Genomic DNA, 25,432 nt, shown 5'->3' with positions numbered 1-25,432 from the left:
TATCGACCTGTTCAGAGGGTTTGGTCTTATGCTGCTGCCTGTCCGTTCTGAAAAGCTGAAAATGAGAAGAATACCAATTAGTTCCCTGCTTTTTAAAAAGGAATGATAGAGATATTCAATAACTCCAATTCTCATGACCTAATGGTGCATGATTCAGTTCATCACGGTATAACCGCCATTGTGGCATGAACTGATCCATCAGTTCCCTGAAATGGTCATTGTGTTTTCTCTCCAACAGATGCACCATCTCATGAACGATTATGTATTCAAGGCATTCGATGGATTTCTTGGCGAGTTCCAGATTCAGCCAGATACGGCGTGCTTCGACATTGCAGCTTCCCCATTTGGTTTTCATCTTTTTTACTCCCCAGTTGTCCACCGTAACACCGATTATCTCCTCCCACTTTTTGATCAGTGGCGGGATCTGAGCCTTCAGTTCCCTGCGGTACCATTCCTGAAGAACCTGTTCACGTCTTGATTTGTTGCTTCCTATCGGAATATAGAGGTTAATGCTGGTTTTGTTGTGAACCTCGACATGGGAAGGACCCTTTTGTTCGATGATATTCAACAGATATCGCTGACCGAAGTAATAGTGGCTCTCGTGGTAGACATATTCTCTTGCAGTCTGACGTTCTTGTGTCTGGAATTTCTTTTGTTGACGTTTAATCCAAGGCAGTTTCGAGATCACAGCCAGCCGCACCGCTTCGTCATCAATCCGCAGGGGAGCTGCTACCCGCACCCTGCCTTCTGGTGGATAGACGGCCAGATGTAGATTTTTGATATCCTTGCGAACAACATCAACTGTCAACTCACCAATGGAGATCTGGTGCATCTAGGTATACTCCTGTTGGTTTTTGACGAGTTCCAGAATTGTGTCTGTTTTCTCATCATCCCCGACCACGCCTTTGATGGCCAAACGGATCATTCTGGTTTTGATGAGATTTTGCTGCCAATCGTCCTGCTTATTGGAACGAACAGCCAAGTCCAATTCTTTTACCAGCATTTCATTTTGATCAAGATTGTCATACAGGGCACGTTTTGCCGGGGTATCGACGGTTTCCGGATATTGTGTTGCTCTGGAAGGATCGTTGATCTGCCTCGTCAGATCAACAATTCTTTCCAGGTATTTTTTGTAACCCTGTGCATCTGCTCTGCGTTCAATGATCAGTGCATCCAGCAGTTCTGACATTTTCTCATAATATTTCGGGTTGATTGGGGATTTGTCAATGATCAGTTTACGGACGTTGTTATCAATGGTTTCAGCCACTGCTTCGTGATTTCTCCGGATACTCTCTGGCAACTGGTCCACTGCATCAGTGCCTCGTTCGACGATGAGCTCAACCAAAGACATGTCATCAAATGCGGAAATCTTCTCGCTCTCCTCGGCACGAATGTACGTGTCAATCAGGTGACGCATGGCCGGTTCATACATCTTGAGGTCGATATAGTCACCACTGGCGAGTTTCACTTCGTTTCGCACCTTTTCATAGTGCTCAACTTCGCTTCGTATTTGTCTGGTCTCTTCTGCTGTGTAGCCTGCTTCCTCCATTTCGTTTGCGAGGTTTGCATAGGCACGAAGTAGTTTCGCAGTGGTCTTGTAGAGGGTGAGTCGCTTTGGCTCGTTGTCCTTCAGGGCTTCTTTATCGGTTGTATCCTCAGCGCAGAAGTAGTGCTGATATGCCAGTGAGTCATAGGGTGGCCTGACCGGTTCACAGAGTGCTTTGATGGCTTCGCGGACTTCCTCGAGGTGTTCGCGTCCTTTGGTCAGGCGATCGGTCAACAGCCCGTCAACATCTTCCCTGTCATATCCGTCGAAGGCTTCTGAGGTATAATCATGGACCGACTTCTCCAGGCTTTTGAACAGGTCCATGTAATCGATGATGTATCCATACTCCTTATCCTCACCATCGAGTCGGTTGACCCGGCAGATTGCCTGAAAAAGACCATGATCCTGCATCTGCTTATCAATATAGAGATATGTGGCGGGGGGAGCATCAAAGCCGGTCAGGAGTTTGTCTACCACGATAAGCAGCTTCATCTGGCCGGGTTCTTCGATAAATTTCTTTTTGACAGCCTTTTCAAACTCTTCTGCCTTGGTAACCCCCTCTTCCGGGGGGATATGGAAGTAATCAGCGAGCATTTTCTGGTATATTTTATAATCCCGGAGCCGATCGGTATCTCCTTCGCCGCTCTCCTCGCCTTTGATGTCTGTTGTTGAGGGCTGGTAGGAGGTGACGATGGCACATTTGCCTGCCAGAGGAGTCTTTTCAAAGAGCTCGTAACAGATGCAGGCTTCATGGATTCTGCTGGTGACAAGCAGAGCATTCCCCCGCCCGCTCTGTAACCTGTCGCGTGTTTCCATGTCGAAGAGGATGTCACTTACGATCATATCCAGCCGCGATTTGCTGGAGAGGACTTTCTGCATCGTTCCCCATCGTTTCTTGAGCTGGGCTTTGGCGATGTCGTTGAGACCACTGGTCTTTGCGTCAAACCATTGGTCGATCTTGTCCTGTGACCGGATGGTCTGGTCGATGTCACGGGCCTCATAGCGGAGATCGAGCACCACACCGTCTGCTACTGCCTCATCATATTTGTAGGTGTGAATATTGCGGCCGAAGATCTCCATGCTGGTTTTTTTGTCTTTCTTGAGAAGGGGGGTGCCGGTGAAACCGACCAAGAGAGCATGTGGCAGGATCTCATTCATGGCATCGTGGAGTTTGCCGGACTGGGTGCGATGACATTCGTCTACGAAGACGAAGATGTCCCCTTTTGCCCTGAAATTACTCGGGAGAGCTTTGTGGATTTCCTCGACAAATCCGTCCACATCTGCCTCATCGCCACCCTTTCCCTTTTTCCCGAATTTATGAATCAGCGAGCAGATGAGCCATGGTTTGGTGTCGTTGAGTTTTGCAATGAGGTCAGCGCCACTTTTGGTCCGGTATATTTCTTCATCAACACCCATGAAGACCTTCTCAATCTGTTCATCGAGCTCAGTGCGGTCGGTGATGATGAGAACCCGTGAATCCATGACGTTCTCACGTATCCATTTGGCAAGCCAGACCATGGTGAGGCTCTTACCACTGCCCTGCGTGTGCCAGATGATGCCTCCCTCCCGTCGTTTGATAAACGGCTGTGCGGCTTTCACACCGAAGTACTGGTTGGGACGGCAGATCTTCTTGGTGCCTGCATCAAAGACGATGAAATTGTGGACGATCTCCAGGAACCGGGTTTTCTCACAGACCTGCATCAGGTGACGGTCGAGCAGGTTTTCGGTATCGCTCTTCTCCTTCCAGGTGAGGTAGTATTTTTCCGGGGTTTCTGTCGTGGCATAGCGGAGTCCCTGTGTGTCGTTGCCTGCCATGACAAGCTGTATGGTAGAGAAGAATGGACGGATGAAGATGCTTTTCTGGTTGTCGAGGTTCTGACGAATACCCTCGCCCACGGAGACGGTGGAACGCTTGAGTTCGATGACTCCCAGTGCAATGCCATTTATATAGAGCACAATGTCGGGCCGTTTGGTGTGTTCGCCCACTACGGTGACCTCTTCTGCGACTGCGAAGTGGTTGTTCTCCGGGTGCATCCAGTCGATGAGCCAGACAGTCTGCATATTTTTGCCTGCCTCAGGCTTGACCTTCACCCCGTAGCGGAGCAGACTATAGACATCCTTGTTGATGTCATAGAGGGTGCGGTTCTGATCGCCTGCCACCCTCTTCAGCTCAAAGATGGCCTTGGTGATCAGGGTCTCGTCGTATTGTTTTTTCTCCTTCAAAAAGGGGCGGAGGTATGCTTCTTCGATATTGGCGTTGCCTTTCCCGTCCTCATCAACTCTGTCCGACCAGTCTCCCAGATAGTCATAGCCGAGCGTATCGCGAAAGAGCCTGATCACCCGTTCCTGGGTTCTGCGTTCGATCTCCCCAACCCTGCTCATACCAGCCGTATCCTTCCCGTCAGGAGTTCCTGCATCATCCCTTCCTTTATCATCCGTGCTTTATCTCGTTTCTCCTCCAGTTCGGCGATTTCAGTGTCCATGTCGGAGAGGACGGTTGCGATGGCGGTTTGTTCTTCTTTGTTGATTGGAATGTAAACCTTAAATGATTCAAATAATTCTCTAGAGAGATATGAAATTGTGGTTCCAGATGAAATATTGTTTAATTCATCAGCATTGAAAGTCATATAGTAGTACAAAAATTCATTCAATAATTTTGATTCATCTACAACCAATCCGATGAATGTCTGGTTTGTGACCAATGGTTTTCTAATTATTGCGCAACGTCCTAAATCTGCACTACAAGAGACTAATAACGTACCAAATGGATGGATCTTTAAATTCATTCCATTAATTATTTCCTTATCTACATGCTGCCCTGATTTTGATCCGTCTAAATACTTCCCATTAAAATCTTCAATCCTGCACCATGGTATATCCCCTCTGAAAACCTTCGGCTTATCACGCATTGGTACAATAAATTCCTTTACAATGGTTCTTAATTCCTGAATTTCCCACTCACTACTAATTCCTGGCAGTCGCTTCTTTCCAGTCAGAAGTTTCTGCATGGTGGCCTGCTTGATATTCCGCTTCTTGGTTATGAGCCGGTCCAGGGAGGTAATGAGTGTGTCTGCATCAGAGAGGGCGGCGGCAATGGCGGTTTGTTCTGGGAGAGGGGGGTAAATAATTTCAAGTGTCTCAAATTTTTTCCTCTGAATCCCTTTAGCTGTAGATCCAGTAGAGTGTTTGGCCAATATATTTTGGAATTGTTTTGAAACAAAATAATGATACAAAAATCGATTAAATACTATTGTAGGGTTTATTTGAAGTAAAATTGTCCTTTGGCTTAGGATGTACTTTGAATCATCAGGTATCAGAGCAACATTTCCAAGGGGAGCTTCAGTTGTTATTACAATATCATCTTTTTTTGTACAGTTATTGGACATCCAACGGTTATACAAATCTTCAGATCCATAGTATGTTTCTTCCTCAAAATCAATTCGTCCCATTTTTACATTTCTTGCCGATAATGCGGGAATATCTCCTTTTCCCCATTCCATACCAAGCTTGAGTGGGGTTCGACCTCGATAGTCAATAATATTCTCGACGATGTCAATGATCCGGGAAACATTCCATTTATCTGGGACTAAATGGGTATTTACCACACAAATCCCATCCTCTTCAGGTGTTCATCCACCTTTGCGCTGAGTGCTTCCACCTCGTCGGTGATCTCCGGCAGGGGGGTGGCATACCGGTCAGCAAGCTCTTTGATGCGTCTGGTGAGTTTCTGGGAGACACGGTCCAGCTCGGTCTTGATGTCGGAGCAGAGGGTCGCGGCCCATTTGTCGTCCACAACAAGCGTCTTTATTTCCTCTTCAGAAAGGTCGGGATATTTGGCCAGCACGTTCCTGTCCAGTGTCTCCTCTGCCGCCTTGACCGCCTTTTTGGCATTGGATTCCTGTTCCATAAGACTCAGGTATGCCTCAAGCACTGCTCTCTCCTCTTCTTCGTCCGGATCGTTCTTAATTTTCTTAATCCGGGCTTTGAGATCCCCTTTGGTGATTTTCCCCTTGTCATTCGTGACCTCCGAGAGCAGTCCGTCCTCTCCGCCGTGTTCCTCCTGCATCTCCTCCATTGCCTGTGAGGCGGCTTCCAGATCAGCCTGCAGTTCATCCACCGCAACCTTCTCGTCCCTGAAGTAGCGTGCGATGACGAGTGACGGGGGAATCAGATCGGTCTTGAACTTCTGTTTGCCAATGGTGATGTCTGCCTCTTCCTTGCTCTTCTGGCCCTTTGTTTCGACGATCTTCCGGACGGCGTTTGCCTCAGTCCAGCCGTCGGATGTGATTAGGTACACATCGTCCTGCATGGTGTCAGCCCAGTAGGTCATCAGATACTGGTAGATATCGTATGTATCGATGAGCGGGACCTCGGAAAAGACCGTGAGCAGGTCCTCGGAAAGATTCTGGATCAGTTCCTTTGGGTTGGCCCCATTCTCTATGCCCTTGAGTGTCCCGTGGTTGTTCTCCAGCCAGTGGTCAAAGAGCGTACGGAGACTCTTTGTATAGGTTGTAAATTCCGGATGTGTGTAGATGGTCCTTTTTATCTCGTTGGCATCGACCTTCAGCAGGCTGTAGCCCGGCCGGTCAGCGGCACAAAAGAGCTCGTCCTTCAGGGACGGGCATAACTCCCAGTATGCGGCCAGCCCTTCGATGTCGCGGTTGGGGATTCCGCCCTTGAGGTGTGCTTCGATGTCCTGCAGATCCTCGGGTTCGGTGCTGTCGATGTACCGGGGGATATTCAGGTTGTAGTCGTTTGCCTCAATCTCAGTCAGGGGGACCATCCGTGAATAGCGTTCACATTCTGTCTGACTGTTAAAGATGTCCACGATCTTTCTGATATCCTGATGGCGGAGGCGGTTCTTGTTTCCGTCCTTCATGAAGCCCTTACTGGCATCGATCATGAAAATGCCCTTTCTCCCGATGGCATTCTCCTTATCCATAACAATGATGCACGCCGGGATGCCGGTGCCGTAAAAGAGGTTTGCAGGAAGGCCGATGATGCCCTTGATGACTCCCTTTCGTACAAGGTTCCGGCGGATATCCCCTTCTGCATTTCCCCGGAACAACACGCCGTGGGGGAGAATGATGGCACCCTTTCCGGTGCTCTTCATGGACCTGAGAATGTGCAGCAGGTATGCATAATCTCCGTTCTTTGCTGGCGGAACGCCATCCTCAAAGCGTTTAAAAAGGTCTTCTGATGTATTCAGGCCATTGCTCCATGCCTTATCTGAAAACGGCGGATTTGCCACGACAAAGTCAAAGGTTTTCAGACTACCTTCAGTGTTTTTGAAATGGGGTTTGGAGAGTGTGTTGTCCTTCCAGATCACAGCACCGGGCCGGTCATGCAGGTACATATTCATCCGGGCAAGACCGGCTGTTGCATTATCCTTCTCCTGACCGTAGATCGTTATGCCCTGGGGTGCTTCGTCCGCCGCCTTGAGCAGCAGAGAGCCAGAACCACAGGTGGGATCATATATCGTCTGGTCCTGACGGATGGCCCGGTTCACACCGACAACCTTTGCAATCACGCGTGAGACTTCTGCCGGAGTATAGAACTGTCCCTTGCTCTTCCCCGATTCCGTTGCAAAATGACGCATCAGGTATTCATAGGCATCTCCGAGAAGATCATCGCCCTCGGCACGATTGCGGCTGAAGTCGAGGTCCGGATTCTGGAATGTGGCAATCAGGTTGCTCAGCCGGTCAACCATCTCCTTGCCGCTCCCCAGCTTGTCAGTGTCGTTGAAGTCTGCCAGATCAATGACACCTTTGAGGTTGTTTGCCTCAGCAAGGCGGCCGATTATTTTGTTGACCTGATCTCCGATATCATCACTCCCTTTCAGGGCCACCATATCGTCGAAACTTCCACCCTGAGGGATATCAATCAGGGCGTCCGGCTGACCCGCGTATTTATCGGATACATATTTTACAAAGAGCAGGACAAGCACGTAGTCTTTGTATTGGGACGCATCCATGCCGCCACGCAATTCATCGCAGCTTTTCCAGATTGAGCTATATAGTTCGGATTTCTTGAGAGCCATTTCTTCCTTTCCTGTTTCTGATTATGAGACTGGGCAGATCTGAATATTGAGAGTTTCAGGCACAGTACTTTCGGACAACACGTTCTGCTTCAGGGGAATCGATCCTGTGAAAATATCTCCGTTATGAGTATAATCCATGAATTTTCTCATAATATGAGCGTATTACATAGGTGTTTTGGAACCTGTCGTTGTGTTCCCCCTGTAATGATTACATTTAAAGGGACAGTAAAAGAATTCGCCGATTAATGTTGATCAAGTGCTGGGGGATTAGGCAGGATCAATTTATCTTTTGTTAAAAACAGAGCTAATTGAATGACTCGTCTGCTTGCAATATCTAACCGGGATAATTCCGATGTGGTAATCCGACACAATATCTGGGGAGTACCCAAACGCGTCGTCAATCAGATCGGAAAGGCAAAAATTGGTGATACCCTGCTGATCTATGTTTGACAAGAGGTGATCGACAAAGAAATCACCCTCCCACCGGCGATCACCGGTTGCTTTGAGATAGTCTCAGATGTCTTTGAAGATGAAACGAAGATATTTACTGCTCAACCAAAACTTGGCTATGAAGTATTTCCGCTTCGAATCAGGCTTAAGCCAATCAAAATATTCGATGAACCCGTAAATTTCAAACCCCTTCTCCCGGATCTCTCGTTCATCACCAACAAGAAGCAGTGGTCTGGTCACATCAGGGGGCAGGCGATGCGGACCATTCCTGAAGAGGATTATGAACTGATCATGAAGGCGGCAGAGACACCAAGAGGGTAAGCAAGGTTTCTTCTGTATGCAATCCGGGTAGAGAACAACCCTTATTTTTTGGTATTCTCAATACCCCACATCCGAATCCGCCGCCTGCATTCTTCTACAGGCAGCCACCGATCATTATCACACATCGCCTGAAGCGCCTCAGCAGCACGTTCTGGTTGGAGGATTTCTTTTTCGACCATTTCATCAATGAGCCATAATGTTCCATGAAATGCGACCCCTGCCTTCTTTGCAACTCTTCGCAATTCTCCGTCTCCGGACAGCATAATTGCGTCGTTATGTCTTGCCATAACGAATACCGATAAGTCGGGAATGGAGAGCTCGATATGTTTTTCCCGTAATTTCAGTATCTCTTCTACTAATTCTCCCGGCATATCCTGCACGATTAGACCAAGAGCAATTAATTCAGAATGCTGGATGGACTTAATATCAAGCATTACAACAAAATCGGTCGTGATTATGTGGTAACCCAGTTGAAAGATCTCCGGGAGGATGTTACCTTCTACTGCGTCAAAAATGACATTGGCATCAATGATGCATTCCGGAATGAGTCCTCCCATATGTCCTCCTTACTCCTCCACACCCACAACCGGAATCGGCCCGCCAAAGAGTTCACGGGCCCGTGACTGGGTAATCTTTTTGTCGCCTAATGCCCGGAAGATGAGCTGATGCATATGGGTCGGCAACTGTGGTCGAATTTGCTTTCCGGGTTCCTGTTTGTTCTTGGTGTACGTATTCAGCTCAATATATAGTCCCGTTTCCTGATTTTTTGAGATGATTCCCAGATCATGAGCCCGGTGTATCCAGGCCTTCATGCTCAGCCCGTACTTGTGCTTGAGGACATACAGTTCCCGGAGGAAGAGGCGGTTCCGATGCTCACCCAACTCATTTATTCCCATCTCTCTCGGGACAAGAAATGCCCCTGCAAAGCGGTTTGCTGCTTTTTCTTCATCGAGGTCTCCACTGACCTGCAAAATCAGATGACCAAGTTCATGCGCCAGATTGAAGCGCTGGCGGTCCCCGGTGGTGTTCTTGTTCACAGCAATCACCGGAATTTTGCCATCATAGGTGAATGTGAGTGCATCAAAGGTATCGGGCGCATCAACAATACCAACCTTGATGCCGTGCTGTTCTAGAACATCCATCACATTTTCAATCGGGTCAAGTCCCAATGCCCATTCGTCCCGGAGCATTTGGGCCACCTTCTCCACATCTTCCATAGTTACTGCATGGCAGATCTCTTCTTTTGGAAGATCTAAGGTGGTCTGAACATCCGTGATCATCTCAATTTCAAGATATCGCTCCAGCCAGTCCAATATTTTCCCATGGATGGCGTTTTCATCCTTTTTCAAAAGTTTTTTGTGGCAGCGATACTGTGGTTCTGATAGTGTGACAGCGGGTGTGCGGAAGAAATAGTCTACTCTGACATCCAGCGCCTCTGCAATACGGAGCAGCATTCCGGAATTCGGAATGGTTTTTCCCTGTTCGTACTTTGAGATTGCCATCTTCGATACACCAATTGCCTCACCCAGTTTTTGTTGGCTCAGGCCAGCGCTTATCCGGGCTGATTTTATTCGTTCGGCTATGCTCATTCTCTCTCACATCTTCCTCCTCTCAAGGGGTTTGTCGCACGCGGTTTACAAAATATTATATTTTATTGGAATTGTAAACCAAACAGTATTGTGACGTTTACACTATATTAGCATTTTGGCACTGTATGCCAACCTGTGCCCCCTCTCTTGTAGAGAGCGCTACCTCCCTCATGTCAATAATTCTATTCATCATTTCAAATTATGAAAAATATATCCCAGAATGGAAATGATGCTGATTATGAATCTCAGAATTTTGAGCTATTTTCAGGAATATGAGGGCATATGTTTGCCAAATAACAAATCATGCTGCTTTTTTGCCCCAAAAAAACATCCACACAGACGCCCGGAGGGGACCATTCGCAATTGTGATAGCCTTATACATCCTGTGAAAAATACCGGGCAATGACAACCCCTTATTAATCCACAATATGCCGTAATTTCAGTGATTAATCAGTATAAACGCCGTATTTTTCCGGGGATTTATCTGAGCACGAAATAAGCTCGATTTATCCCCGAATTACCCAATAAAATGGTTCAAAGAGAGCGGTCAGGGAAACCAAAGAACGGATGGGCCAAATGCCCCTACCCCTCATCTAACCCTAGAAACATCCCAATAACACTCAATAATTCTTCAGAATACTGATACATCACGCCATGCCCGCCTCTTCGGATCTGCACCACACTTGCGGACGGAATCCGCTCCCTTTCGGCAGAATACCGCGAGCCAGGGGAAGAGCGTGTCAGGCTACGCCAGAATCTTAGCCGGAATGTCCGCTCCTCCGAAAGACAACAGATGCAGGCGATGCCGTTTAGGTATTATGTATGCTGAATGACACAATTATGACCCAAATGCTCCTTTTCGGGTCAAAGAACTCCGGGGTTCGTCAGAACAAGTTCCCCTATCCGGGAGTGTCCTGCAGAGAGAATTCACATAGTATCATTCCATCGTCAGATGAATCGTTTAAATTTTGATTAAGGTAATGACCGTTTTTGACAGTGATGCAATGCGAGTGAATTCAGATCTGTCCATTACGAGGTTATACATCATACCACTCCTCAATAACGGTTGACATCCGGATTCTCTCTATTTCGCTGCCCGACGGTTTTTCGGTACGTTGTGTGTACGTTGTGTATGTCCTGTTAAATCCCTTCAATGATGTTCATTATAGTGCAGGGACAAACTTCGCTAACAGGTAGAGGTCATCATCTTCGGCAATGACGGTGTGCTTCACCCCCGGCGGGGTAACAAAGGAAAACCCGGAGTTAAACATGATCTCTTTATCTCCGAGAACAAATATTCCGCTTCCGCCAATTGCCTCATTAAACTCCCATTGAACGTTATGAGAATGATTGCCCACTTCACACCCCTTTTCAATCCTCACGATATGACAGCTGAACAGACCTTCCGTATCCGTCCCCATGACAAGGTCTTTCAGGGATACTCCCTTAAAGGCTGGATGTATGTACCATGAGTTTTCCTCTGCATCAACCTCCTTATCCGGGTAGATGATTTTTGCTTTATTGTACAGGTCGATAATTCCGGTTTCTTTCATTCTGTCCTCCTCCATATGATAGGAGATAAAAGAGATTTCCCTATTATTTTATAGGGAGTATACTGCTCCAAAGATGCGAAATAGCCTACTTTTGTTTCCATGATTATCGTCTCTTTGACAGAGAGGAATAACCGGTACATGAACCTGAGCCAAAATTTAAATACTGCAGGTAACCTATTCTATTTGGATAGGGTGAGGACTGTTGTTCACTTATGAATCCTCAAACTTTCAGGAGTGAACTTCAGATAACCCCGTCCATGCACGCAGTAAGCCGTCTGCCATTTTTATGCAGGACTCCATCCTACACAATTAAAACTTTACTTTTTCAGATATAATTATCACTTTTATTGCTGGTCAATAGCATAAAATGCGCATCTATAAATAGTATAATTTCTCGCAAAGCTGGTATTCCCGACTTAATTACGAGATTTATTCTGATATTATGCAAATATCTTGTCTGAATTTTTCCCTTTTATAATGGCTACCAGAGCTGTCGGGATTTATGATATGCAATATACCTGGCATTTGTATCAGAAGCCGATATAACCGTGTTTGAACCTATTGGTTGAATGCAATCTGGTTTTATTCGACGGATATCTAATGTCACCGGAGAACACACTTTCTCTGATGGACCTGACTAGTCGTTTTCAGTACACAGGGTTTTTCGATATGTCACTTCCTCCCTCAGATCCTTGGCGATATCCATCATAAACGAGGCGATCTCCCCGGTAGGCAGCTTAAAGATAAAATGAGTGAGCCACGGGGATGTTTCATTCTTAATATACTGGAGAGGCGGAACAACTTCGGGAATCTCTGTGCTGTTGACCCGATTCAACGCCAGACGCACGCTGCTGATTGGAAGGTCGGGGAATGCAACAAAGAGTTTTTTTCCGATTATCTCCTCTTTTTTCACCTGTAAAATAATTTCAAGGGCCTGATTGACATCTTTAATCATGAAATCGTTTCCGCCGTCTACGGGCTGGTAGATCAGAACACCTGTACAGGTATAATTAAAGAATGAATGGTATCTTGATTCATTAAATTTGAGTTCTTTTTTTGCCATTCTTTCTGCCGTAACATCCATAATTATTGTGGCATACTCCCGAAATCCGGTTTCACTCGAGATATGGGTGAAAGACGCTTCAAAATATGCAATTCCCGACCTTGACGTTGGCATTATCTGTTCTCGCTTTAAACGCTCAAAATCACAAATAAATTCAATTTTGCCAATATCTCCGTCAAAAAGAGCATTTATTATCTTTTCTTTCCGGCAGAAGAGATCAAACAGATTTGTCTTCATCAGATCCTGATAATTGTCCACCCCGAGCATCCTGAGGGATGCGCTGTTCGCATTGATGATATTCCCCGATTCATTGAAAAACAATATCCCGCTCGGTACTTTCTTAAAAATTGTCCGTAATTTTTCATCACTGATGGAAAGAGCCTCTTCAGTATGTATCTGATCGGTAATATCTCTCAGAGCGATCATGCAATTTTTGTTTCCGTCAAGGGAAACGGTCGGGATGAATTTTATTGAATATATCTGGTTGTTTCTCTCATCGATGTACTGCATTTCATGCAGAAATTTATCTCCTCTGATCATTCTGTTGATATTTTTATGAACTGAGGACTCTGAAAAAATTGGTATTCCTAAATGAAAAATGTTGGATCCAACGAGTGTTCTCTCATTTAGTCTATTGTATTTGGAAAAAAAACTCTTATTCGCTGTCATTATCCGTGCATTTGCATCCATTATGATGATGATATCCGTTGTGTAATCAAAGAGTGATACTGCCGGGATTCTATCGGAGACTGTATATAATTTTGATTTGCCATAATACACCATTGTGACCTGGCCGTTAATCCTGAGAATCTCAAGGTATTTGGATACCGTACCCCTGTTCATTCCCATACTTCTGGAAATGGCAGAAATAGACATCTGTTGGGGGCTTTTTTCCCGAAGGAACTCCCGGACAGCAATGAGTTTTTCCTGATATTCTTCCATCGCTAAGGTGTAGTATGGAAAGTCTGATTATATACTCTTTGTTTTGAATGAACGGTGTTTTTCTCTCGCAAGCACATTCGTGTGATATATGCAAAATGCCACTCAATCTCTGCATAATTGTTGTTTTACCAATATTTCCCGGCATCAGTCCGCTCGTTTGGGTGGAGTGCGACAGGATACGTAACAGTATCCGTCTCCCTCCTCCCGAAACCACTTACGTCATTCTCTGAAGGATGCTGTGGGATCGTCCGTATGCTACGTACATGATAATCCCGAGCACCAGCCAGATGACAAATCGCATATGGGTAACGAACGGCAGGACTGCGATTAGGGCGGCGCAGGAGATGATGCAGAGGATGTATAGCTTTCGGCGCTTCGGGTCCTCGGGGCAACCTCCTTCTCCCGAATACCTCACCATGATTTACTCTCTTCAGTGTCTGCTCTAACTGGCAAAATGGCCGCAATCGCTTCAGATGATGAAGAAGTAAAAAAGAGTGGTGGAACAGGTAAAATAGTGTGGAAGGCTTATGGCCGGGTCACCCGGCATATGCGCACGTCCTTTCTCATCCGTCTGTCTCACCCTTTCTGCTGTGCACACACCCGCAGAAGAAATGCGAGACAAATCCGTTTCCGCCCGCAAGAATCTCATCAGGCGTGCCGTCGGCGACAATTCTCCCCTCCTCGATCACCGCAATCCGGTCTCCGAGTTCGAGGGCATCCTTGAGCGCATGGGTGACGATGACCGCCGGAATCCCTGCCTCTTTGATGCAGGCCCTAAGCTCGCGCCGCATCGCCGTCTTTGTTCTGACATCAAGGGCTGCGAGGGGCTCGTCAAGGAGCAGGATGTCGGGATCTGTAACGAGTGCCCGTGCGAGGGCCACGCGCTGCCGCTGCCCGCCGGAGAGGGCGTTCGGCCGGACGTCTGCAAAGGCGGCAATGCCCATTCGTTCAAGCATCCCGAGGCTCCGTTCCTGTGCCTCCTGCTTCAAAACCCCCCGCGAAAGGAGGCCGAAGGCGACGTTGTCTGCTACGCTCATATGCGGAAAGAGGGCGTAGTTCTGGAGCACATAACCCACCTTCCGCTCCTCGGGGGGAAGAATGACCTGCGTATTTCCATCAAACAGGCTCCTGCCTGCAAGGGTGATTGTCCCTGTGTCAGGATGGAGCAGTCCTGCTACCAGATTGAGAATCGTCGATTTCCCGGCGCCGTTCTCACCGATGACGACCAGGGTCTCCCCGTGGTTCACTGCGACACGGACATCAAGCACATAGTCCCTGAGTTGTTTTGTTACCGTCAGATTAAGCACTGTCTCCCCTCCTGAGAGTATAGCGCACCCCGGTGATCACCCCGAACGAGATGATTACGAGGATCACCGCAAGGGCGAGGGATGCATCGAGATCTCCCTGCATCGTCGTATAAATCGCAAGAGGCATCGTCTGGGTCCGCCCCTGGATGTTTCCGGCAAACATTATCGTCGCACCGAACTCTCCCAGTGCACGTGCAAAGGTCATCACTGCACCGGAGATCAGGCCACCGGCGGCAAGGGGCATCGTTATCCGGGCAAATGTCCGGACAGGTGACGCACCGAGCGTTCGTGCGGCGTCCTCGAGATTCGTGTCAACCGCCTCGAAACTCGCCCGTGCCTGCCGGATATAGAAGGGCGAGGAAACGAAGACCTGGGCGAGCACCACGGCGAGCGTTGTATAGGCAATCTCTATTCCGAAGAGGCTCAGGTATTTCCCGACAATGCCATAGCGCCCGAATGCCATTAACAGGGCAAGACCGGCGACTGCAGGCGGCAGAATGACGGGGATGTCAATGAGCGTATCGATGATATCCTTCCCCCGGTAGGCGAATCTCGCATTGATGTAGGAGATTGGCGTCCCGCAGAGTACGACAATCAAAACGCATGCCACGGCCGTCGTAAGACTCAGGATCAGGGCGTCGGTCACAACCGGGGTTGAGAGCGATGCGAGGAAGGTCTCAGGCGATATCCGCAGGAAGAGCGAAATGACCGGGACCGTGATAAAAAGAAGGAACCCCCCAAAAAGAAGGGAGATGCCGAGGGCCAGAGCGGCCTTTTCACCTCTCTTCAGTGCTTCAGAGCGGTTCAAATCCATACGTCCTGAGGATCTCCCCGCCCGGTCCGGAGCGGACGAAGGCGATGAAGTCTTCTGCTGTCTCCGGGTCTGTGGACTCTTTGAGGACCCCGATGGGGTAATGGGCGACGACATTGTACTCATCCGGTATGGGAATGGTGGTCAGCTGGTCAGCATATGCCGGGGTGACGACATCTGAGGTGTAGGTGAACCCGGCGTCCGCCTCACCGATGAGGAGTTTTGCGATGATGTTGTTGACGTTCGTTTCTTCAGAGATGATGTTTGCCATCACCGCTTCCGTATAATTTTCTCCATACTCAGGGTCTGCGGCCATCTTCTCCAGTACCTGCCGGGCGTAGCCACCGACGGGGACCTCAGGTGTTCCAATGAGCACCTTCTCTCCAGGAGTGGACAGGTCTGCGAGTCCGTGAATATCTCCCGGGTTTGACACTGGAAGGGCAATCGTAACACGGTTCTCTAAAAAACCGCTGACTGTGTCATTCTCCATGAACCCCCCTGCCATCAGGGCGTCCATGTGTTTCGTATTCGCTGACGCAAAGACGTCTCCCCTTGCTCCCTGCTCCACCTGGGTCCGCAGGGCCTGGGTGCCGTCGATATTGAGGACGACCGTTGTGCCCGGATGTTCATCTTCATACGCAGCGGCCATTTCAGTGAAGGCGCCCTTCAGGGAACCTGCCGTAAAGACCGTGATGCTCTTCTCTGCATTCGCTGACGGAGTGACGTCTGATGTCGTGGTACAGCCTGCGACGAGGAGGACTGCCCCCATCATCAGGCATGCAAGCAGCACCAGAGCGGTTTTTCCTGTTTTCATAATAACACCATAATTTCAGTAATTTCGACAATGCGGTACATCGGTTCTCATACCTGGAAGCGGGGCTGGTGTCCGGTCTATCCACCGGACCTTCTTCTGCCGGATTGCAGGCCTCTTATCCTGCCACTGCTCCCGTCAGTCTGACCACAATCTCGTTTGGTCGGTTCTTCTCCGATTGCAGGCCGTATCCATGGCGTTTTGCCTCCATCTCAATCCATGGCGGCACATGATCACAGAGAATTTCCAGAAGACGGAAATTACCTTCAGTGATGAACCGTGCGAGAATCTGTTTGCTGGTGACACCGGGCATCTTCCCCTGCACATCCTTTATCGAGATGAAGAATTCTCCGGGATGTATCTCCTCGGGAGAGGGGATGGCGGCTATACCGGCCTCTGCCGGCGAACGTTGCTCCTTCTCCTCTTCTTCCAGCACACTGTCCAGAAAATCAACGGGGTTTCCGGAAATCTCCCAGATGTTGCATCCGGCTTTCTCGAGTTCGAAGTAGAGGGCTCCGCTTGCTGACCCGGCCATAAATATCCTGCATTCACCAAGAAACTGCACAATATCAGTCATTTTCCGGCGCATCTCCGGCAGGTTTCTGCACTGGTCAAGGGAGACCGGCATCTCTCTTACGGTATCCCAGCCCGCCTCAGTTCGTCGGTAGACGACAATCTGTCCGGGCTCGTTCAGGAGGCCTGTCCTTCCGTTTGCATCAACGATTGCTGCAATCTCTGCCGCCATATAATCCACCTTATATCTCCGGTATCATTCAGATCAGCAGACGTTCGACAACATTTCCGCCCTCGATATGCTCGTCCAGAATCTCGTCCACGTCATCCGGCGTGACAGACCCGTACCAGACATTATCGGGGTATACCACCACGATGGGCCCTTTATCACAGATCCCGAAGCAGCCCGTGTTGTTGATAAACACCTCGCCGCCAAGTTCGCGGTCGTCAATTTCTTCTGCCAGTCTCATCAGTATCTCCACACCGGCATTCGCGTGGCAAAAGCCCTGCTGCTGGCCGGTCGGCCGTGAGCTGGTACATACAAGGATGTGGTATTTTGGTTTCTGCATGGTTTTCTCTCTCCTGTTCTGGTTTTGGTTTATCAGTCTGTGATGTATCCTTCACAGGGAACAGCTGCAATCTTTGAGAGCAGTTCCTCTCTTCTGAGCGTCCGGTAGGATGCGTACTTCTTCTCGAGTATCGTGTTCGTGAACCGGTCAAGGAACGCAAGCGATCCTGCATATCCCACCGACAGAATTCTCTGCCCGCCGACACGGTCATGAATAGGGAAACCTGCCCGCACGATGGGGATGCCATGCTTCTCGGCCAGCTGGCGTCCGCCGGAATGCCCGATGGCGATGGTCGAACCGGTATCCAGTGCCGCTTTCTCGATCATGGAGAAGTCGGCTCCCTCAAGGATGACCGGCATCTCAATGGCGTCCGTTAGCCTCTCTTTGAGCATCGGTCCGATGTGGGAATGGGGAGTTCCGGTTGCAATCACCGACGGCACCGCACCGTTCTCCATGCATGCACAGGTATAGGCATACACCAGTTCAGGCTCCCCGTAGATGACCGGCCGTGCCGACGCATTGTACTTGTGCGAATCGGCCATCGCGTCGATGAGCCATCCGCGTTCATACCGGAGGCGGTCGGGCACCGGTCTTCCCGTGTGCTCTTCGAGTGCCTGCATGAAGCGGTCGGTATTCTCAATACCCACGGGCAGAGGGAGGTTGACAAGGGGCACGCCGAAGGTATCCCTGAGATACGCTCCGGGGGAGATGCTCTCATCACACGTGCAGCCAAACTGAATGGTCAGGGGTGCCCCGCCCATCTCTGCGATCTCTGTGGGTGAGGTGCCCCCTTCCGGGATCTTCAGGTATTTTCCTGCAAAGGGACGGTCCAGCGTCATGGAGTAGTCCGGGAGCATGGTGTATGCAACACCCCACAGCTCCAGCATCTGCTGAATCGCCCGGATGTCCGCAGTGCTGATGTGCGGGATGATCACATTGACCCGTGCGTGGGGCAAAACGCCACTCTTCGCATAATATGCGATAATCTCACGGGTGGTGGTCCAGAACCCTTCCGTATGGCTCTTGTCGTAGCTCGGTGTTGAAACAGGGATGATGTCCGTGTGGTCATTCCCGGTCTCCGTCCGCCAGGAGGCGATGATACGGTTCAGGTCCTCTCCCATCGTCTCCGTGAGGCAGGTCGTAAGCACGCCGATCACCTTCGGTTCGTACACCCGGATCACATTGTCCAGAGCTTTCTTGAGATTCTTTTCTCCGCCGTATATGGTCTGCTTCTCATTGAGGGATGAGGAGGCAACATCCACCGGCTCGTGGTAGTGCTCGACATTCGTGAGACGCATATAGGTGCTGCATCCCTGTGAGCCGTGCACGAGCACCATGGTGTCTTCAACGCCCTTGAATGCGATAACGCCACCCAGGGGCATACACATGTGGCACTGGTTCTCATTGACCAGCTTCACCGTGTCCGGGCAGGTGTTCCGGCTGGACTCTGTCATTGGTCTGTCTCTCCGTATTCATGTCTCACGTACTTCCATACCGGCGAGCATGTAGTCGCATACACTTCCTTTGTGAACCTAATGGCTCCTTCAAAGCCTATCAGGCCGTCTTTTCGGTCATGGTTGTGGTCGATGAACCCGACTCCCAGCTTGTATGCCAGAAATCGTTCTTTCACCCCTCCGGCCATGACATCGACTTTCTTTTCGATGAGGAACTTCTCGATCTCAGCGGGGTTTGCATCGTCGATGATAACTGTTCCCTCATTGAGCAGACTGCCCATCCGTTCATACTCGGTCTTCTTGCCCGTCTGGGTGCCGGTCAGGACGATTTCCATGCCCAGTTCCGTTAACTGGCGGATAATCGCAAATGCCTTGAAGGCGCCTCCGACATATATCGCGGCACGCTTGCCTTCCAGACTCTTTCTGTATTTCTCGTTCACGTCTTTGACCGCCTGCATCTCCCGTTCGATGAGAGCTTCGGTTCTGGCGGAGATCTCAGGGTCGTCATAGAACGCTGCAATCTTTCGCAGGCTCTCTGCGGTGTTTTCCGCACCAAAGAAGTTGACATCGAGGTAGGGGATCCCGAACGCTTCGTACATCTGGTTTGCCACCCAGTGCATCGAACCGGTGCACTGGACAATATTAAGACAGGAACCGGGAGCCTTTTTCAGGGCTTTAACGGTCGAGTCTCCGGTAAAGGCGACATTGATTTCGATTCCTATCTCACGCAGGTAGCGTTCGACGACCCACTTCTCTCCGCCGAGATTGTACTCGCCGAGGAAGTTGAGCTTCCGGGTCTTTTCGATGACCTCTCCTTCTTTTGGGGTGATGAGGCGCAGGAGTGCCTCTCCTGCGGCCCGGTATCCCACGATCTTGTTGCCGGAGATAAATCCGCTGGACTCGACCGGGATGACATCGATGTCGTATGTGAGGGAAGCCTCTTTGCAGACGGCGACGATGTCGTCTCCGATCATTCCCGAGACACAGGTGGAGTAGACGAATATCGCTGGCGGATGGTGCTTTTCAGCCAGCTCCGCAAGACATGCAGCGAGTTTCTTCTCTCCGCCGAAGATGACGTCTTTTTCCTTCATATCAGTGGAGAAGCTTCTCCGGTACATCTCCGAACCACTCGAAAGGCTGCCGCGTATATCATAGGTATACGCGGCGCATCCAATCGGCCCGTGCACCAGGTGAACGGCATCGGTGACCGGATTTAAGACCACTCGTGCTCCGCAGAAAACACATGCCCGCTGGCTAACGGAACCTGCGAGGCTGTCGTCCGTGCAGTTGATACTGGTTTTGGTGTTGCCGGTGGTGACGATTGAATGCTGTCGCTCTGTGATAAGGGCATCTTGTTCCGGGGTCTGTGAACATGTGTTTTCCATTGTTTCTCCTCCGTTTCTGTTCCGTTACAGTACGAGTTCGTAGTCCTCGTCAGCGGCGTCGCGGTCACGGCGGTCAAGCAGGGTATTGCTGATCATCTCAATCAGGCGCAGGCATCCCCGGTATCCGGTGACAGGCATGAGGGGATGAACCGCCCTGTCCGAGATTGGGAATCCAACCCGGACGAGCGGGATGTCTTCAGCCCGTGCAATGTACTTGCCGTGTGAGTTGCCCATCAGCAGGTCGACAGACTCTTCTTTGATCCATTCATGGAGGTCGAAGAGATCTCCTTCCGCTTTGACTTTTGATCCTTCGATGCCTGCTTCTTCAAGCATCTCGTTGATGATCTTCTCGAAATTTTTCCCATTTGTTCCGGTGATCACGTATTTCGGGATCATTCCCAGGGTGATGAGGAACTCGGTCAGTGCAATCACAAGATCCGGATCCCCGAATACTGCCACGGTCTTTCCCTGGTAGTGGAAGTGGGTGTCAATCATGGTGTCGATGACCTGTCCTCTCTCAATCTCGAGAGATGCCGGGACATCTACACCGAATCCGTCCTTCACTGCCATAATCAGGGCATCGGTCGCCTTGACACCTATCGGGAGTTTGAGAGGTACACCGGGCACGCCGCACTTATCCTGGAGGATTGCTGCAGCTTCTGCCGATGACCATGCTCCAAGCGCAAGCGTCAGCTTCGAGTTGCCCGAATCTCTGATATCCTCAATCTTCGCGCCGCCACTGGGGTACATCTCGTACGTCTTGAGCAGTGGTGAGTCCATCACGTCTGTTGTGTCCGGATACATGATTGAGGGAATTCCCATCTCGGTTACAATCCGCTGTACCTCTCTCATGTCGCCCGGGTTGACGAACCCGGGGAATATGTTGAGCTGTTCTTTTTTGGGGTTCCCGTCGGATTCTGCCAGGTAGGATACGATTCCCTTGCACATATTCGAAAACCCGGTGATGTGCGATCCGTGGTAACTTGGGGTGTTGGCGTGAATGACATACTTCCCCTCGGGGATCTCCGACTGCTTGATGATCGTCGGCAGGTCGTCTCCGATTGTCTCGCTGAGGCAGGTGGTATGCACGGCAATGATGTCCGGGTTGTAGATTGCAAAGACATTTTTAATGGATGTCTTGAGGTTGCCCGCACCGCCGAATACGGACGCTCCTTCCGTAAAGGAGCTTGAGGATGCCATTGCCGGGTCACGGAAGTGGCGGGTCAACGCCATCCGGTGATATGCGCAGCATCCCTGAGATCCGTGACTGTGCGGCAGACATCCGTGAATGCCGAGGGCAGCATACATCGCTCCCAGGGGCTGGCATGTCTTGATCGGGTTGATGGTGCCTGTCTTGTGTGTATCGACAGGGCCTTTTGGTGTGCAGTCCAGCATTTTCAGTCGCCTCCTTCGGTTTCTGTCTTATCCCATGGTGGGGTGATCATCTGCCATGCAGGGGTGGAGAGTGCGTTCGCCACATCCTTTGCAAAGATGATTGAACCCCTGAATCCTGCATATGGGCCGCTGTAGTCGTATGAGTGCAGCTGCTTTGAGGGGACGCCCATCTTGTGTGAGATGTACTTGTCCCGAATTCCTGAGAATATCAGGTCGGGGTGGAAGATCTCGATGAGCTCCTCGGTCTCGTAATGGTTGGGGTCGTCGATCATCACACCGCCATCTACCATGTCCGGGTACATCCCGTCATAGGTGGCGAAATGGCCGGCTTCGACCAGTTCGTCATACTTCTCCTTCGACATGTTCAGGTGAAGATTTGGTTCTTCATACATGTCGGGGTCCGCTTCCAGGTGAAGTTCGGGGATGTTCTTTGAATCCGCATCGCTCTTAATGGTAGGAATCACATCGCGTCCTTCGTAGTCGTCACGGTGGGCAAATTCATACCCTGCAACAACGACCTCCATGCCCAGGTCCTTCAGCAGGTACTGGTAATGGTGGCTGCGGGACCCGCCTACAAAGGTGAATGCGGTCTTTCCTTTGCAGATACTGCGGTAACGCTCCAGTTCCGGAGTGATTGCGGCCAGTTCGCGTTCAATGACGACCTCTGTCTGTGCAATCAGATCCTCGTCGCCAAAGCACTGGGCGACGTCCCTGAGGGTCGCTATCGTCGCCTCGACACCGATGAAGTTCACCTTGAGCCAGGGGATGCCGTATTTTGTCTCCATCATCTCCGCGATGTAGTTGATAGAGCGGTGGCACTGGACCAGGTTCAGATTGGCCGAATGCAGGTTTTTGATATTTGCATAGGCGGAATCGCCGGTCAGTATCGAGTTTACGGTGTATCCGATATCCTCGAGGATGCGTTCAATCTCCCATCCGTCTCCGCCGATGTTGTACTCGCCGAGGATGTTGATGACGCGGTCCCCTGCCGGTCCGTCTGTGCCAGTGCCGACCATCTTCTCCATGATCTGGTTGTTTGCGATATGGTGGCCTGCCGACTGGCTGACCCCCTTGTACCCTTCACAGTTGTAATGGATGATCGGGATGCCGTGCTTCTCTTCTGCCGCCTTTGAGACGGCACCGAGGTCGTCACCGATAAGTCCTATCGGGCATGTGGAGCAGATGTTTATGGCTCTCGGGTGGAATATCTCAACAACCTCGTCGATCATCTTCGCGAGCTTCTTCTCGCCGCCGAATACGATATCGCTCTCCTGCATGTCAGTCGAGAAGCACATCGCCGAGAAGATGTGTTCCGGCGGTGTCCTGTCATCGGCACGTGCTTTGTTTCGCCTGGTTCCCCAGCTGTAATAGCCACACCCGATGGGACCGTGCGTTATCGTGATCATGTCCTTGATCGGGCCGACCACGACACCCTTGCACCCTGCATAGCAGCATCCCCGCTGTGAGATAATACCGGGGACGGTTCGGGTATTTGCCTCGATCTGCGGGCAGGAAGCGGCTCCGTCAGTCTTTGCGACGATATGCTTTTTCCGGTTCTTTAATACCTTGTTCGGGTATGGTGTCATCATATCGTCGACGTTCAGATCTGTTACTGTCATATTCTGTGTCCTCCGTAATACCTACCAGATTGCAGCGTCGCCTGATTCACCCGTGCGGACACGAATGGCATCTGCTACTGGGGTTACGAATATCTTTCCGTCGCCTGCACCGCGTTCGGTGCGATTTGCCGCCATTATCGCCTCAACGATTCTGGGGACATCCTCATCATGGGCAAGGATGGTGAAGAGCCTGCGGGGAAACATCCGTGTGTCATCGAGGAATGTGACAATCTGCTCTTCCACTTCCTCCTCGTCGATGACATCATTGGGTGCCATCTTCTCGAGCTTCTCCCTGCAGGGGACGATGATGTCATCGTCGTCCACCAGGTTTCCCCTGCCGGTCGCCTTCATTGCGGTGAATCCCGCAACTCCGGCTTCAATGAGCGCCTTTTTGGTTGCGCCGGTCTTCTTCATCCGCACGATTGCCAAAATTTCTTTCATCTCAGCATCTCCTGCTCACAGGCCCTTCGTTCCCTTTGAGATCGTGTAGACTTCTTCGACGGGGCTGATGAAGATCTTCCCGTCACCAAAGTTCCCGTCGGCTCCGGTTTTTCCTGTTTTGAGGATTATATCTACGATTTTGTCCTTGTCTGCATCCTCAATTCCGACAAGAATGAGGGTTTTTGGGATCTCGTCGTAGTAGATGTCTCCCATTCTGATACCCTTCTGCTTTCCGCGGCCGACGACATCGACAACGGTTGCTGCGTGGAATCCTCCGGCAGAGAGGTTTTCGAGGACTTCATCCTTCTTTTCCGGTCTGACTATCGCTCTTACAAACAACATTTGTTTCACTTCCTGTGGTATCTTAGAGTCCGAGGAACCCGTGTTCCATCATGAGTTCTTCCAGGCGGTCCTGAACCATCGGCTTGGGGATGACGAACATTTTATTATTGTCGATGGCCTCAGCGAGACTCCGGTATTCATTTGCCTGGTTGGATTCGGGATCGAAGTCGACAACCGTCTTCTTGTTGATCTCTGCCCGCTGCACGAGGTTGTCACGCGGTACAAAGTAGATCAGCTGCGATCCGAGCTCTTCTGCGAATGCCTTGAGGAGTTCGAGTTCGTGGTCCACATTCCGGCTGTTGCAGATGATGCCGCCGAGACGGACAGTGCCGTTCTGGGCGTACTTCTGGATACCCTTTGCGATGTTGTTTGCCGCATAGAGCGCCATCAGTTCGCCGGAAGCGACGATGTAGATCTCCTGTGCTTTTCCTTCACGGATTGGCATCGCGAACCCTCCACAGACAACATCACCGAGTACGTCGTAGAAGACATAGTCGAGATCGTCGGTGTATGCCCCGAGTGATTCAAGCATATTGATTGAGGTGATGATTCCTCGTCCCGCACATCCTACACCAGGTTCCGGACCACCGGATTCCACACAAAGGGTTCCCTTGTAGCCGGGCTTGAGGATCTCATCAAGCTCGATGTCGTCTCCCTCGTCACGGAGTGTGTCCAGAACGGTCTTCTGGCAGAGCCCGTGGAGCAGAAGTCGTGTTGAATCTGCTTTTGGGTCGCATCCGACGACCATAATCTTTTTGCCCGCTTCGGCCAGTGCTGACACAGTATTCTGTGTTGTTGTTGACTTGCCGATTCCGCCCTTTCCGTAAATTGCTATCTGTCGTGCCATTTTTTGCCTCTTTTTATTTCATTTGCTGCAGGGATACTGTGGTGAACAGTCTCCTCTGTGGTTGGTAGGTTCCATGCGCCGGATCTGTCATTTCTGATGATTTCAGATCCATTTCCCATATTTGGTCAATGGTGGTGGCCTTGTGCCAGTCTCTCCGGATGAGGGTGCTCTCCCTCATCTTCTGTGCCTTTCGCGTTGCGCCGTTTTTGCACCATGCCATCAGGGATTGTCTGCCTGATGTTGAGATGGCAGCGGTCACATTTGGGGTCGCCGCCCCATCCCGTATGCTTCCTTTGCTATCGACTGCTGTTTGTCGCATTCTTTCTCCCAACTTTGTTACATGATCAAATGTGCCTTATATGTATTTAATTGTGTTGGAAGGAACCTTCTTTCTAACATATATTAATCTATTGTTTGTGGGGTGTGAAGTACTG

24 protein-coding genes are annotated in these 25,432 nt (G+C 50.1%); 2 read left to right on the top strand and 22 right to left on the bottom strand.

Features of this window, described 5'->3' with window-relative positions; genetic code table 11:
* Nucleotides 1–115 precede the first annotated feature (115 nt).
* From OU421_RS05415 to OU421_RS05400, 4 genes are read right to left on the bottom strand one after another with little or no spacing between them, the layout of a single operon-like run.
* Nucleotides 116–832, bottom strand: coding sequence for a M48 family metallopeptidase (locus OU421_RS05415; RefSeq protein WP_268187589.1), 717 nt, complete (start codon nucleotides 830–832; stop codon nucleotides 116–118).
* The gene (locus tag OU421_RS05410) at nucleotides 833–3,928 is read right to left on the bottom strand and encodes a type I restriction endonuclease subunit R (RefSeq protein ID WP_268187588.1); all 3,096 of its coding nucleotides are present in this window, start codon (nucleotides 3,926–3,928) and stop codon (nucleotides 833–835) included.
* A complete protein-coding gene (locus OU421_RS05405; protein ID WP_268187587.1) occupies nucleotides 3,925–5,151 on the bottom strand; it encodes a restriction endonuclease subunit S in 1,227 nt (408 codons plus the stop codon). The genes OU421_RS05410 and OU421_RS05405 overlap by 4 nt, the downstream gene beginning before the upstream one ends.
* Entirely contained in the window at nucleotides 5,145–7,586 is a 2,442-nt protein-coding gene (locus tag OU421_RS05400; RefSeq protein WP_268187586.1) for an N-6 DNA methylase, read from the bottom strand. Before OU421_RS05400 ends, OU421_RS05405 begins: the two co-directional genes overlap by 7 nt.
* 312 nt (nucleotides 7,587–7,898) lie before the next feature.
* Here OU421_RS05400 and OU421_RS05395 point away from each other — a divergent pair, with 312 nt between their 5' ends.
* On the top strand, nucleotides 7,899–8,036 hold the full coding sequence (locus tag OU421_RS05395) for an EVE domain-containing protein (protein ID WP_268187585.1): 138 nt from the start codon (nucleotides 7,899–7,901) through the stop codon (nucleotides 8,034–8,036).
* A gap of 6 nt (nucleotides 8,037–8,042) precedes the next feature.
* Nucleotides 8,043–8,357 carry an EVE domain-containing protein gene (locus OU421_RS05390; protein WP_268187584.1) on the top strand — a complete coding sequence of 105 codons (315 nt, stop codon included), beginning with the start codon at nucleotides 8,043–8,045 and terminating at the stop codon, nucleotides 8,355–8,357.
* 41 nt (nucleotides 8,358–8,398) lie between these two features.
* On the opposite strand, the gene OU421_RS05385 is transcribed toward OU421_RS05390, so the two are convergent.
* From OU421_RS05385 to OU421_RS05300, 18 genes are all read right to left on the bottom strand, one after another.
* A complete protein-coding gene (locus OU421_RS05385) occupies nucleotides 8,399–8,914 on the bottom strand; it encodes a PIN domain-containing protein (protein WP_268187583.1) in 516 nt (171 codons plus the stop codon).
* A 9-nt stretch (nucleotides 8,915–8,923) separates the two neighbouring features.
* A complete protein-coding gene (locus OU421_RS05380) occupies nucleotides 8,924–9,946 on the bottom strand; it encodes an XRE family transcriptional regulator (RefSeq protein WP_268187582.1) in 1,023 nt (340 codons plus the stop codon).
* A 1,163-nt stretch (nucleotides 9,947–11,109) separates the two neighbouring features.
* Complete coding sequence (locus OU421_RS05375) at nucleotides 11,110–11,499, bottom strand: cupin domain-containing protein (protein WP_268187581.1); 390 nt, start codon at nucleotides 11,497–11,499, stop codon at nucleotides 11,110–11,112.
* Between the two features lie 637 nt (nucleotides 11,500–12,136).
* Nucleotides 12,137–13,252, bottom strand: coding sequence for a PAS domain-containing protein (locus OU421_RS05370; protein WP_407659791.1), 1,116 nt, complete (start codon nucleotides 13,250–13,252; stop codon nucleotides 12,137–12,139).
* Between the two features lie 466 nt (nucleotides 13,253–13,718).
* Complete coding sequence (locus OU421_RS05365; protein WP_268187579.1) at nucleotides 13,719–13,922, bottom strand: amino acid permease C-terminal domain-containing protein; 204 nt, start codon at nucleotides 13,920–13,922, stop codon at nucleotides 13,719–13,721.
* 145 nt (nucleotides 13,923–14,067) lie between these two features.
* On the bottom strand, nucleotides 14,068–14,811 hold the full coding sequence (locus OU421_RS05360) for an ABC transporter ATP-binding protein (RefSeq protein WP_268187578.1): 744 nt from the start codon (nucleotides 14,809–14,811) through the stop codon (nucleotides 14,068–14,070).
* Complete coding sequence (locus OU421_RS05355; RefSeq protein ID WP_268187577.1) at nucleotides 14,804–15,625, bottom strand: ABC transporter permease; 822 nt, start codon at nucleotides 15,623–15,625, stop codon at nucleotides 14,804–14,806. The genes OU421_RS05360 and OU421_RS05355 overlap by 8 nt, the downstream gene beginning before the upstream one ends.
* Nucleotides 15,606–16,436, bottom strand: coding sequence for a molybdate ABC transporter substrate-binding protein (gene modA / locus OU421_RS05350; RefSeq protein ID WP_268187576.1), 831 nt, complete (start codon nucleotides 16,434–16,436; stop codon nucleotides 15,606–15,608). The genes OU421_RS05355 and modA overlap by 20 nt, the downstream gene beginning before the upstream one ends.
* Nucleotides 16,437–16,551: 115 nt before the next feature.
* Nucleotides 16,552–17,178, bottom strand: a complete 627-nt coding sequence (locus tag OU421_RS05345) for a Fe-only nitrogenase accessory AnfO family protein (RefSeq protein WP_268187870.1) — start codon at nucleotides 17,176–17,178, stop codon at nucleotides 16,552–16,554.
* 28 nt (nucleotides 17,179–17,206) lie between these two features.
* Nucleotides 17,207–17,515 carry a 2Fe-2S ferredoxin gene (locus OU421_RS05340; RefSeq protein WP_268187575.1) on the bottom strand — a complete coding sequence of 103 codons (309 nt, stop codon included), beginning with the start codon at nucleotides 17,513–17,515 and terminating at the stop codon, nucleotides 17,207–17,209.
* A gap of 32 nt (nucleotides 17,516–17,547) precedes the next feature.
* Nucleotides 17,548–18,969 (bottom strand): nitrogenase component 1, encoded by a 1,422-nt coding sequence (locus OU421_RS05335; RefSeq protein ID WP_268187574.1) that lies wholly within the window; start codon nucleotides 18,967–18,969, stop codon nucleotides 17,548–17,550.
* Complete coding sequence (gene nifE, locus OU421_RS05330; RefSeq protein ID WP_268187573.1) at nucleotides 18,966–20,354, bottom strand: nitrogenase iron-molybdenum cofactor biosynthesis protein NifE; 1,389 nt, start codon at nucleotides 20,352–20,354, stop codon at nucleotides 18,966–18,968. Before nifE ends, OU421_RS05335 begins: the two co-directional genes overlap by 4 nt.
* Nucleotides 20,355–20,378: 24 nt before the next feature.
* Nucleotides 20,379–21,749 (bottom strand): nitrogenase component 1, encoded by a 1,371-nt coding sequence (locus OU421_RS05325; protein ID WP_268187572.1) that lies wholly within the window; start codon nucleotides 21,747–21,749, stop codon nucleotides 20,379–20,381.
* A 2-nt stretch (nucleotides 21,750–21,751) separates the two neighbouring features.
* Nucleotides 21,752–23,368: a nitrogenase molybdenum-iron protein alpha chain gene (gene nifD, locus OU421_RS05320; RefSeq protein ID WP_268187571.1), complete on the bottom strand. Its 1,617-nt coding sequence runs from the start codon at nucleotides 23,366–23,368 to the stop codon at nucleotides 21,752–21,754.
* Nucleotides 23,369–23,389: 21 nt separating this feature from the next.
* Nucleotides 23,390–23,809 (bottom strand): P-II family nitrogen regulator, encoded by a 420-nt coding sequence (locus OU421_RS05315; RefSeq protein ID WP_268187570.1) that lies wholly within the window; start codon nucleotides 23,807–23,809, stop codon nucleotides 23,390–23,392.
* A gap of 15 nt (nucleotides 23,810–23,824) precedes the next feature.
* On the bottom strand, nucleotides 23,825–24,151 hold the full coding sequence (locus OU421_RS05310; RefSeq protein ID WP_268187569.1) for a P-II family nitrogen regulator: 327 nt from the start codon (nucleotides 24,149–24,151) through the stop codon (nucleotides 23,825–23,827).
* Nucleotides 24,152–24,173: 22 nt separating this feature from the next.
* Nucleotides 24,174–24,998: a nitrogenase iron protein gene (gene nifH / locus OU421_RS05305; RefSeq protein ID WP_268187568.1), complete on the bottom strand. Its 825-nt coding sequence runs from the start codon at nucleotides 24,996–24,998 to the stop codon at nucleotides 24,174–24,176.
* 13 nt (nucleotides 24,999–25,011) lie between these two features.
* On the bottom strand, nucleotides 25,012–25,317 hold the full coding sequence (locus OU421_RS05300) for a hypothetical protein (protein WP_268187567.1): 306 nt from the start codon (nucleotides 25,315–25,317) through the stop codon (nucleotides 25,012–25,014).
* Nucleotides 25,318–25,432: the final 115 nt, after the last annotated feature.

Source organism: Methanogenium organophilum (genome assembly GCF_026684035.1).
In the GTDB taxonomy this organism is placed as follows: Archaea; Halobacteriota; Methanomicrobia; order Methanomicrobiales; family Methanomicrobiaceae; genus Methanogenium; species Methanogenium organophilum.
Note: the sequence above shows the minus strand (reverse complement) of the source record. Positions and strands in the feature narration are given on the sequence as shown.